This window comes from Aquitalea sp. ASV11, assembly GCF_016429185.1.
GTDB classification, from domain to species: Bacteria; Pseudomonadota; Gammaproteobacteria; order Burkholderiales; family Chromobacteriaceae; genus Aquitalea; species Aquitalea pelogenes.
In genome coordinates this window covers 17,859-28,076 of sequence record NZ_JAELUD010000058.1, presented here as the reverse complement: position 1 = coordinate 28,076, position 10,218 = coordinate 17,859, and the positions used below count along the sequence as shown (strand labels likewise).

8 protein-coding genes and 2 pseudogenes are annotated in these 10,218 nt (G+C 57.0%); 1 reads left to right on the top strand and 9 read right to left on the bottom strand.

All coding sequences use genetic code 11. The features are described from left to right. Window positions 1-512 (top strand): annotated as a pseudogene (locus tag JHD62_RS16390) (transporter substrate-binding domain-containing protein); the annotation flags it as partial. Window positions 513-529: 17 nt separating this feature from the next. Here the strand turns inward: JHD62_RS16390 and JHD62_RS16385 are convergent. The 9 genes and pseudogenes from JHD62_RS16385 to JHD62_RS16345 form a co-directional block, all read right to left on the bottom strand. Then, complete coding sequence (locus JHD62_RS16385) at window positions 530-736, bottom strand: hypothetical protein (RefSeq protein WP_199103800.1); 207 nt, start codon at window positions 734-736, stop codon at window positions 530-532. A 307-nt stretch (window positions 737-1,043) separates the two neighbouring features. Next, the gene (locus tag JHD62_RS16380) at window positions 1,044-2,120 is read right to left on the bottom strand and encodes a fimbrial protein (protein ID WP_199103799.1); all 1,077 of its coding nucleotides are present in this window, start codon (window positions 2,118-2,120) and stop codon (window positions 1,044-1,046) included. A gap of 259 nt (window positions 2,121-2,379) precedes the next feature. Continuing rightward, window positions 2,380-2,631 (bottom strand): annotated as a pseudogene (locus JHD62_RS16375) (PfkB family carbohydrate kinase); the annotation flags it as partial. Window positions 2,632-2,707: 76 nt separating this feature from the next. Further along, window positions 2,708-4,126 carry a DUF389 domain-containing protein gene (locus JHD62_RS16370; protein ID WP_199103797.1) on the bottom strand — a complete coding sequence of 473 codons (1,419 nt, stop codon included), beginning with the start codon at window positions 4,124-4,126 and terminating at the stop codon, window positions 2,708-2,710. A gap of 170 nt (window positions 4,127-4,296) precedes the next feature. After that, window positions 4,297-5,205: a sugar kinase gene (locus JHD62_RS16365; protein ID WP_199103796.1), complete on the bottom strand. Its 909-nt coding sequence runs from the start codon at window positions 5,203-5,205 to the stop codon at window positions 4,297-4,299. 74 nt (window positions 5,206-5,279) lie between these two features. Further along, a complete protein-coding gene (locus JHD62_RS16360; RefSeq protein ID WP_178972229.1) occupies window positions 5,280-5,666 on the bottom strand; it encodes a RidA family protein in 387 nt (128 codons plus the stop codon). Window positions 5,667-5,685: 19 nt separating this feature from the next. After that, window positions 5,686-7,161, bottom strand: a complete 1,476-nt coding sequence (locus JHD62_RS16355) for an amidohydrolase family protein (RefSeq protein ID WP_199103795.1) — start codon at window positions 7,159-7,161, stop codon at window positions 5,686-5,688. 68 nt (window positions 7,162-7,229) lie between these two features. Continuing rightward, the gene (locus tag JHD62_RS16350) at window positions 7,230-8,582 is read right to left on the bottom strand and encodes a gluconate:H+ symporter (RefSeq protein ID WP_045848190.1); all 1,353 of its coding nucleotides are present in this window, start codon (window positions 8,580-8,582) and stop codon (window positions 7,230-7,232) included. A 67-nt stretch (window positions 8,583-8,649) separates the two neighbouring features. After that, window positions 8,650-9,924 (bottom strand): amino acid deaminase, encoded by a 1,275-nt coding sequence (locus tag JHD62_RS16345; RefSeq protein WP_199103794.1) that lies wholly within the window; start codon window positions 9,922-9,924, stop codon window positions 8,650-8,652. Between the last annotated feature and the right edge of the window lie 294 nt (window positions 9,925-10,218).

Sequence of the window (10,218 nt, the reverse complement as noted above, 5' to 3'; positions counted from 1 at the left end):
CCCGCATTGCCCGCTTGAATGCACAGCAGTTCCGTAGCAGTGTCCGGCTGGGCCTTAACAGCCAGTGGGCCGACTATCCCATCATGAAGAACAACGGTTACGACATGCTCGCATCCATTGGCTATGACAGCCTGTTCGAGATGCTGGCCGCAGGCCGCTTTGATGCCTTCCCGCGCGGGCTGAACGAGGTGGGCAGCGAAATGAAGGAACAACTGCCGCGCTATCCCGGACTGACTCTGGAGAAAACCAAGGCCATCTATTTTCCCTTCCCGGTGTATTTCTGGGTCAGCAAACAAAACACGCCATTGGCCAAGCGCGTGCTGCAGGGCCTTAAACTGGCCGAGCGCGATGGCAGTTTCAAGGCCTTATTCCTGCGTCACCATGCCGAAGCCATCCAGCTGCTGGCCGCCAACGGCTGGCACACCACGCAAATCAGCAATACCGAATTACCGTCCGGCAATGTCAAACCGGATACCAGCTGGTGGTGGAAGCGGCACTTCAGTTCACCCTGAATACAAGCCGACTGCACTTATTGATAACTCATGGTAAAGGTGGCACGTCCGTTGACCGTGGCAGGGGTGACGGTATTGCCGGTCTGGATGTAACGCACGCCCAGCGGAATGGAGTAGTTGCTGACCCCTTGTGCAATATTGGCCACCTGCCATTGATTGGTATTGCCAGCAGCGCTGGAGTCCGGGCCATAGCCAATTGGCGTACCTTCGTTCAGAATTTGCAAGCCAAGCCAAGCCAAGCCAAGCCAAGCCAAGCCAAGCCAAGCCAAGCCAAGCCAAGCCAAGCCAAGCCAAGCCAAGCCAAGCCAAGCCAAGCCAAGCCAAGCCCAGTAGCAGTACCTTTACCTCCTGGCAGCGATAAAACGACGGAGATATAGCAGGGTTGGTTCATTGGAGAGAGCGTAACATAGGCTCAGAGAGGGTGTTCAGACCGCCATCAGATCCGTGCACGTTGATGTTAAACCTTAATGTTGGTTTTAGAGCTAACGCCTTTGCATGATTCCCTTGATGTATTTGTTAAAGTAAAAATATTTATTGATAAGACATTGTGAAAGTAGCAAATGCTTTGAGCTGGCCAGCCCCTACATTTCCCGTTCTAATGTAGTTGGCAGTAAAAGGAATTGTTTTGCTGCCTAATATGTTTCCTACAAAAAACTGATTGGTATTGCCTGCCATGCTAGAGTCTGCTCCCAAGTAAATGGGCAGATTATTTCTCATGATTTGTACACCCAGGCCCTGAGCCGTTGATCCATTGCCTGCCGTAATAATGTTTGATGTGGATGCAGGATTGCTATTGTCAGTTATGGTCATGTACACATTGACCGCGCTTGGGCAAGTGACCCCAATGTTGAATGGTGTGGAACTGCTGATGGCCCCAATGCTGGGTAACTGCTTTAGTTGTATGTTGGGTAGTTGAACAGTAATGTTTGCAGTATTAACCGAACAGCTTGCGTTCTGAACAGTAATTGTAGTACTGGATAAATAATCAAATGATCTGTGACTATATTTGCCGTTAGCCCAAACATGGTACCAGTCTTCTTGTTGAAAGAGTACAGTTGAAGGGATGCTAATACTGCCGCTTGGAATAGTGCTGTAACGGATAAAACGTAGACGGTATAGAGTGAAAAAATCTCCATCAATGCCTATAGGTACATCTGTAAAACCCCAACTAATAATTGGTGTTCTGGTTGGTTGTGGGTTTCCTATATTTTCAACTGATATGACCAATCCTATCCCATTGCCTAAATCCAATATAGGGTATGTTAGACCATTTTCAGTGTATGACTTTCCTGTAGGTGCAAGGGATGAGTTGAATCTGATATAGTTGGGGTTGGTTGATGTTCCTGCCTTGCATCCGGTAAAACTAAGTGCACCCTGACTGAACCAGTCTGTTAGTGGGGTAATTAACGGGGAATTGGCCGGTATTGTGGCAATATTGATGTTGGACGGTACATTGATGGTTACCGCAATGGATGATGCACAATTTGGACCGTACTCAGTGTCTGCATTGGCTGCATGGCATATAAACAGGTTAAATAATGCAGATATTAAAATTAATATTGCTTTGGTATTAATTTTCTGTTGAATTTTACTGTAGATGCTTTGCATGGAAAAAATTCCCTGAATGCTGTTTGGCGCATACGCAGCGCAAATGGTCATTTCTCATGTTCTGCATATCGTTAGGTTGTCTAAACTAGTATTTGGTATGGTATCGTTAAAATCAAGTTGAAATTAATAGGAAATTTCCTATTAATTTTGCCAGTCCAAATACGATTCCCCTGCCGGCAGGGGTAAGAAGGGTAAAAATGCCCCAGCAGGCTGATCCTGTTGAGGCATGGGCAGAGAGATACGCTGCGGCAGGTTTGCTTCAGCGCTGTGGCATGGCTTCGCGTGGGATGATGGCACCAGCATGGGCAATCACCGCCGCTGACAGGCGGTGCGCATAGGCTGCGGCCTGGGTGGGTGGGTATCCCAGAACTCTGCTCGCCAGATAACCGGCGGCAAACGAATCACCGGCTGCCGTGGTGTCCACAACCTGTGGCACGGCGGTGGCCAGCACTTCTGTGCGCATCCCGGTGCTGGCCAGCAGGCAGGGCTCGCCGTCGCGTTTGATCACTACTTTTTTGTCTCCGGGTCACCATGCCGAAGCAGTGATGGTGTGCTTAATGCGCTAGCGAATATTCCGGCGCAGCCGGTCAATGGCTATGCTGTTTTCCTGTCTTGCTGCGTTTGTGGCGGACGGCGTGCCTGGCGGCAGGCTCGATAAAGTTGACGGCGACGGCATCCGTCTTGCTGCGAATGCGGAACCAGTTTTCGATACGGCTTTTTTCATCGTCGCTCAAACGGCGACCAGAGTGGATGGTGAGTTGCAGCAACTTGGCCCTGGCCGCATCGGGCTGGAAGCGGAAGCCCTCACTGATGATGATGGCCGTAACCGTCGGGTATTGTGCCTGCAGTTCGGCAGCCATGCTGGCAGCCTGCTCGGTCAGCAGGTTTTTGACGGCAAGCTCCTGCTGCATTTTTTTGATCTGTTCATCCTTCTGGCGCAGCGTCTCCTGTCCGTTCAGATACAGCTCGCTCAGCAGGCTGGATTTGAGGGCAGTGACATCAATCCGGTTGTCGCCGCTCTGGTGCACAACGAGATGCGTATCCGCCAATTTGGCCTGTGCCAGCCGTCCCTGCATACTTTGCAGACTGGTCTGGCTTAGCGGTGCACCGATCAGGGCAACTTCGATAGTGCGGGTGGCTGGGTTGATTTTCGAACTGGCTACCTGGGTTTCCTGCAGTGAGAATTCTCGGCTAATAAACAGTTTTGCATTGCTCTTGAACACTTCGTCATTGACCAGTTCCACCGCCAGGTAGGTGCTGGGAATCGCGGTACTAAGGGCAATGGCCAGCAGCGACAGCTTGACCCGTTTTGCCATCCTGGCATCGGTAAAACCATGGCGTTCCAGCCGCAGTAGGCGGATGCCAATGGTGGTGGCCAGGCCGATGAACACGCAGTTGATGGTGTAGAGGTAGAGCGCGCCGCCGACAAAGTTCCATTGTCCAGTGGCCACGCCGTATCCTGCGGTACACACCGGTGGCATCAGCGCGGTGGCAATGGCTACGCCTGGGATCACATTGGACTTTTCCTGCCGGGTGATGCCGACAATGCCTGCCAGACCGCCAAATATGGCAATCAGCACATCCCAAACATTGGGGGTGGTGCGGGCCAGCAGTTCGGATTGGGCATCTTGTAGCGGCGATACCGAAAAATACAGTGCGGAGACGACCAGGCTGATCAGGGTGGCAATACCTAGGTTGAGCAAGGCGCGCTTGACCAAATTGAAGTCATACACTGCAATTCCCAGACCGGCCCCCATGATTGGGCCCATTAGTGGCGAAATCAGCATGGCGCCAATGATGACAGCGGTAGAGTTGACGTTTAGTCCAACTGACGCAATAAAGATGGCGAACATCAATATCCATGGAGTAGCGCCGGCCAGTTCCACGCCATCACGAATGCGTCGTTCAATTTCCTGATCGCTGGCTTTGTCGGATAGCAAGCTGAAGCGTTGGGTCAGCAACTGGATTAGACGATGGCGCTTGGTGGCTGTCTTCGCGTTGAGCATACCGTTTCCTTGATGATTTTATTAAAGATAATCATTCGCGTTTGATGTGCATGGCAAGAACCCAGACATTGTCAATCGCTGCAATGCTGAAGTGTGTACTTGGTTCGATATTGATGGTGCAGCGTGTTTCCCATCGCAAGCAGAACGAATCTGTTGCAATGGGAGGGGGCTTAGCGCTGCGGCATGGCTTGGCGCGGGATGATGGCACCGCTGTGGGCTATCACGGCGGCAGACAGGCGATGGGCAAAACCTGCAGCCTGGGCGGGTGGGTATCCCAGTACCCGGCTAGCCAGATAACCGGCGGCGAATGAATCACCAGCGGCGGTGGTATCCACCACTTGTGGCACGGCAGTGGCGAATACTTCCTCACGCAGGCCGGAACTGGCCAGCAGGCAGGGTTCGCCGCCGCGCTTGATCACCACTTCCTTGCAACCCAGCGCCAGTGTGCGTTCCGCGACGGCTTCTGCACTTTCCGGCCCATAGAGCGCCTGTTCGTCATCCAGGGTCAGCAGGGCGACATCGGCCAGCGCCAGGATGGCTTCGTGACCGGCACGCGCCTGTGCCGCGTTCCACAGCGAAGGGCGGAAGTTGTTGTCGAACCAGATTTTGCCGCCATCGCGGGCAAAGTCGCGCAGGGCATCCAGCAGGCGTTGGCGTTCGTGCTGGTTGAACAGCGCCAGCGAAATGCCTGACAGGTAGATGGCCTGTAACTGTGCGGTGTGCAGCAGGCTGGCAAAGTCGATGCCGGAGGCAAAGTAATGGCGTGCAGCACTGTCGTTGCGCCAATAGAGGAAGCTGCGCTCGCCACGGGCATCGGTTTCCACCATGTACAGGCCCGGTAGCTTGCCCGGCTGGATGACGATGTGGCTGACATCCACGCCTTCGGCTTGCCAGTCGGCCAACAGCTGGCGGCTGAGGCTGTCCTGTCCCATGCCGGTCAGGTAGCGCACCTGATGAGGGCTACCGGCCAGAGTGCGGGCCAGATAAATGGCAGTGTTCAGGGTGTCGCCACCAAAGCGACGCTGTAGTGGCTGACCGCTCAGTTCGATCATGCCTTCACCAAGGCAGGCAATATGCATGTTGCAGTCTTTCCTGTGACGGGATGCCTGGCTGTTGTCATGCGGACCACGGCCAGGCGGGACCGGGTTTTGACTTAGGGCTTCTTGTAGGCGATGCAGTCCACTTCCACCTTGCAGTCAATCACCATGCTGGATTGTACGCAGGCGCGGGCGGGCGGATGTTCGCCAAAATACTGCAGGAATACCCGGTTGAACGAGGCAAAGTCGCGGGTGTCATCCAGCCACACTCCGCAACGCACCACATGCTCAGGGCCATAACCGGCTTCCTTCAGTATGGCCATTACATTCTGGATGCACTGGTGGGACTGAGTGACAATGCCGCCTTCAATCACTTCGCCATTGACCATCGGGGTCTGGCCGGATACATACAGCCAGCCGTCGGCGGCTTGTACCGCGCGGGCAAAGGGCATGGTCTGGCCACCGGTGCCACCGGCAATGCCATAGCGTTTCAGATCGCTCATGTTGGGTTTCCTTGCAATATTACAGTGAGGGAGTAACGGGAAAGGTGGTGCGGATATCGCGGGTACGCGGTAAAAAGCGCCCGGCCCGCGCACCGGTGGCCGCCGTGTGCTGCCAGCTGAGCGTGCCATTCACCCAGACCGCGACAATGCCTTGGGCAGGCTGTACCGGTGAGTGGAAGCTGGCGGTGTCATGAATGGTGTCGGCATCAAACAGCACCAGGTCGGCCCAGTAACCAGGGCGGATCAGGCCGCGCTCATCCAGCGCAAAGCGGCTGGCCGACAGGCCGGTCATCTTGTGAATGGCGGTTTCCAGGCTGAACAGCTTGCGCTCGCGGCAATAGTGGCCCAACACGCGGGGAAATGCTCCCCACAAACGCGGATGGGGCAGTGGGTCTTCCGGCAGACCATCCGAGCCCACCATGGTGAGCGGGTGGCTGAGAATGCGCTCGACGTCTGCCGGGTCCATGCCGTGATACACCGCGCCTGCCGGTTGCAGCTTGCGGGCGGTGTCCATCAAGGGCAGCTGCCATTGTTCGGCGATGGCTTGCAGGGTTTGGCCAGCCATTTCCGGATGCGGGGTGGACCAGGTGATGAAAATCTCGAAATCGCTGGTGACTTGTTTGAGGTCCAGCGTGGAGGAGCTGGCGGAGTAGGGGTAACAGTCGCAGCCTACCTGCTGCTGGCGAGCGGCATTTTCCAGCGAAGCCAGCAGTTGCGGGCTGCGCCCCCAGTTACCTTTGCCGGCGCATTTCATGTGCGACACGATGACCGGGCTGTTGGCATGCCGGCCTACTTGCCAGGCTTCGTCCATCGCTTCGAGCACCGGTTCGAACTCGCTGCGCAGGTGGGTTGTATAGATGCCACCACTGTTATTGAGCTCCGCTGCCAGTTGCTCTACTTCGCTGCTATCGGCACTGAAAGCCGATGCATAGGCCAGGCCCGTGCTTAGTCCCAGTGCGCCATCACGCAGACTTTCAGCCAGCTGTGCGCGCATGGCGATGATTTCGTCCGGGGTGGCGGTACGATCCAGCCGGTCCAGGTGATTGCTGCGCAAGGCGGTATGGCCCACCAGCGCCGCTACATTGACGGCGGGTTCGGCCTGCTCCACCGCCGCGCGGTAGTCGGCAAAGCGCGGATAACGGAAAGCTTCCTGCGGGCCCAGCAGGTTCATCGGGTCTGGCGGGGCGCCTTTCAGGCTGACGGGCGATGCACTGATGCCGCAGTTGCCGACAATCACGGTGGTGATGCCCTGGCTGAGCTTGGGCAGCATCTGCGGCTGGCGGATGACCATGGTGTCGTCATGGGTGTGGACATCGATAAAACCGGGTGCCAGGGTCAGGCCGCGGCCGTCGATTTCATGGCTGGCAGTATGCTGACTGGCATCTCCAATCAGGCTGATACGTTGCTGGCTGATGCCCACATCACAACAGCGGGCCGGTGTGCCACTGCCATCGACCAGATTGACCTGGCGGATCAGGGTGTCAAAAGTCTGCATGGGGTTTCTCCTGCGGGCTCACCGGTTGGCTGGCGGTTTTGTTGCCAACCGGTGCAAGACGAGGTTGCTCAGAGGACTTGGGCCAAGCCCAGGGTCAGCACAAAGGCAACCACGGAAATCAGTGTTTCCAGCACGGTCCAGGTTTTCAGGGTCTGCACCACGGTCATGTTGAAATACTCTTTCACCAGCCAGAAGCCGCCATCGTTGACGTGGGACAGAATCAGTGATCCTGCACCGGTGGCCAGCACCAGCAGTTCCGGGTGCGGGTAGCCGCTGGCCATGGCGATGGGGGCGACAATGCCGGCAGCGGTGGTCATGGCCACGGTGGCAGAACCGGTTGCCACGCGCATCAGCACGGCCAGCAGCCAGCCCAGCAGCAAGGGGGAGAGCTGGAATTCGGCCGACAAGGCGATGATTTCCTTGGTGACACCGGTTTCAATCAGGATGCGGTTAAGGCCGCCACCTGCACCCACCAGCAAGGTGATGGCCGCAGTAGGGGCCAGGCATTCATTGGTGAATTTGAGAATGTCGTCACGGCTGAAGCCACGGGCCAGACCCAGCGTCCAGAAGCTCACCAGCGTGGCCAGCAGCAAGGCGATTACCGAGTTGCCGATGAATTGCAGCAGGCCGTTCATGGCACTGCCTTTTTCGGTCAGCACATTGGCCCAGCCGCCCAGCAACATCAGGAATACCGGCAGCAAGATGGTGAAAATGGTGATGCCAAAACCGGGCAGCTCACGCGGTGCGGCTTCGCGCTCGGTAAATTGCAGTGCGATGGGGTTTTCCGCAGGCAGCTGGATATGCGGTGCAATGAACTTGGCAAACAAGGGGCCGGCGATGATGGCAGTGGGTACACCGACGATGATGGCGTAGAACACCGTCTTGCCAACCTGTGCGCCATATTCGCCCACTGCCAGCATGGCGGCTGGGTGCGGCGGCACCAGGCCATGCACCACTGACAAACCGGCCACCATGGGCAGGCCGACCAGCAGCATGGAGACACCGGCGCGCTTGGCTACGGTGAAGGCAATCGGAATCAGCAGGACAAAGCCCACTTCAAAAAACAGCGGCAGGCCGCAGACAAAGGCGATGCACACCATGGCCCAGTGCGCGTTCTTTTCGCCGAATTTGTCGATCAGCGTCAGCGCAATGCGTTCGGCACCGCCGGACTCGGCCATCATCTTGCCCAGCATGGTGCCTAATGCTACCACCAGCGCGATATGGCCCAGGGTTTTGCCTACACCGGTTTCATAGGCGGCCATGATGTCCTTGGCCGGCATTTGTGCAGCCAGGGCCAGACCGATGGAAACCACGGTCAGCACAATGAACGGGTTGATGCGGTAGCGGGCGATCAGTACCACCAGCGCAATGATGGCGATGGCGGCATACAGCAGCAACTGGCTGCCCAGAACTGGGGTCATGTACTTCTCCTTAGTGGTGCAGGGGCAATGCCGCCTCCCGCTTGGGCGGGGGCGGTCTTTATTGGTGTCAGAACAGGGTTTCCACCACGCCGTTGACATTCAGCTGGTCATCCACCAGCAGCAGCTGGCGCCATTTGTCGAAGGTGAGGCAGGGGTGGGATATTTCGAAAGCGAGCATGTCGCCCACCTGCAGGTCGGCATCAGCGGGAATGCGCATGAAGGCGTGCTGGTCCATCATGCTGGCGACGATCCAGTCGGCGGGCGCTTCCTGCGGCGCCTGGTCCCGTCCGGGACGGAAATGCAGCGATACCTGCGGCAGCCCGGCGTCAAAGGCTGCATCACGCTTGCCCAGTGCAATGATGGCGCGGCCTTGTTCCGGCACCGATTGCACATAGGCCCATAACTGCAATGCCGGCAGCAGGCTGCTGCCCATGTCACGGGCGATGGGGTTCTGGCTCTGGATGCGTTGCTCGGCCTGACGGTAGATGCCGACATCGTGGGTCAGGTAGCAGCCCGGTCGCAGCAGGATGTCCACCGGCTTGCCCGGGTTGAAGCCGGAAAACTCATCCGCCACCACGTCGTACCAGGCAGAACCGGCACCACTCAGAATGATGTTTTCTTCGGCAAACAGGCCGCGGGCGGCGTGTTCGCGGGTTCTGGCCAGCACCGATTGCAAAAAGGCACGGATATCCGCTTCCTGTTGCAGTACGCCTTCGTAGATTTCCACACCGACCAGACGGAGCGATTGCGGCCAGCGGGCGATGGCTGCCAGCACGGCTTCTTCCTGTTGCGGGGAGCGGATGCCGGTGCGACCGCCTTCTACGCCGTATTCCAGCAGGATGCGCAGTTGCTGGCCGCTGGCCGCAAAGTATTCACCGAGTGCATCAACGTTGGCGGCAGAATCGACAATGCAGCAGAAGCTGAAATCCGGGTCTGCCTGTTGCAGGCGGGCAATGATGCCCATATTGCCCTTGCCCACCAGTTGATTGGCCAGCAGTATGCGGCGGATGCCATGCTGCCAGGCGGCCTGTACCTGGGGGGCGGTGGCCAGGGTGATGCCCCATGCACCGTGCTCCAGCTGCAGGTGGAACAGCGCCGGGCTCATGGTGGTTTTGCCATGCGGGGCCAGTTTTACGCCATAGCGCTGCATGAAGTCCTGCATCCAGCGCAGATTGTGCTGAATGCGGCTCTGGCGTAATACGGCAACCGGCAGGCTGACTTCTTCGCGCAGGATGTTCCAGCCCAGGCTGGCAACTTCTTGCAAGGTGCAGGCGTCCGGGCTGTGGCCCAGGCCTTTGGTAGCTGTGTTAAGCGGCTTTTCCCGCAGTGGATGCGCTGCCATGGGGGTTCTCCTCGCCATTGCTTTGAAAAAACACAGCGAGTGAGGCGTGGCTCGGGGTGGTACTGGCGGACTGGCCAGCGTACGGCTCGCTGTGGATAAGTACCGGGTGCTGCATGATTGCGCACGGCAGGAGGAGAGACTTTCCAGCAAGCAGGCGGGACTGGCATCTGGCCAAAAGGATGTACCTTCCAGCCCTTCCCGACAGGTGAAACTACTGCTTATCCATGCAAAGGCTATGCGATGGCGTGATGAGTCATTGAAAAAGCGGATCTTTTTTACGAAAAGCTAAAGGGG

Bases quoted from the DNA above. Each gene is read 5' to 3' on its own strand.
- JHD62_RS16380 (WP_199103799.1), bottom strand. From the start codon at position 2,120: ATGCAAAGCATCTACAGTAAAATTCAACAGAAAATTAATACCAAAGCA.
- JHD62_RS16370 (WP_199103797.1), bottom strand. From the start codon at position 4,126: ATGCTCAACGCGAAGACAGCCACCAAGCGCCATCGTCTAATCCAGTTG.
- JHD62_RS16365 (WP_199103796.1), bottom strand. From the start codon at position 5,205: ATGCATATTGCCTGCCTTGGTGAAGGCATGATCGAACTGAGCGGTCAG.
- JHD62_RS16360 (WP_178972229.1), bottom strand. From the start codon at position 5,666: ATGAGCGATCTGAAACGCTATGGCATTGCCGGTGGCACCGGTGGCCAG.
- JHD62_RS16355 (WP_199103795.1), bottom strand. From the start codon at position 7,161: ATGCAGACTTTTGACACCCTGATCCGCCAGGTCAATCTGGTCGATGGC.
- JHD62_RS16350 (WP_045848190.1), bottom strand. From the start codon at position 8,582: ATGACCCCAGTTCTGGGCAGCCAGTTGCTGCTGTATGCCGCCATCGCC.
- JHD62_RS16345 (WP_199103794.1), bottom strand. From the start codon at position 9,924: ATGGCAGCGCATCCACTGCGGGAAAAGCCGCTTAACACAGCTACCAAA.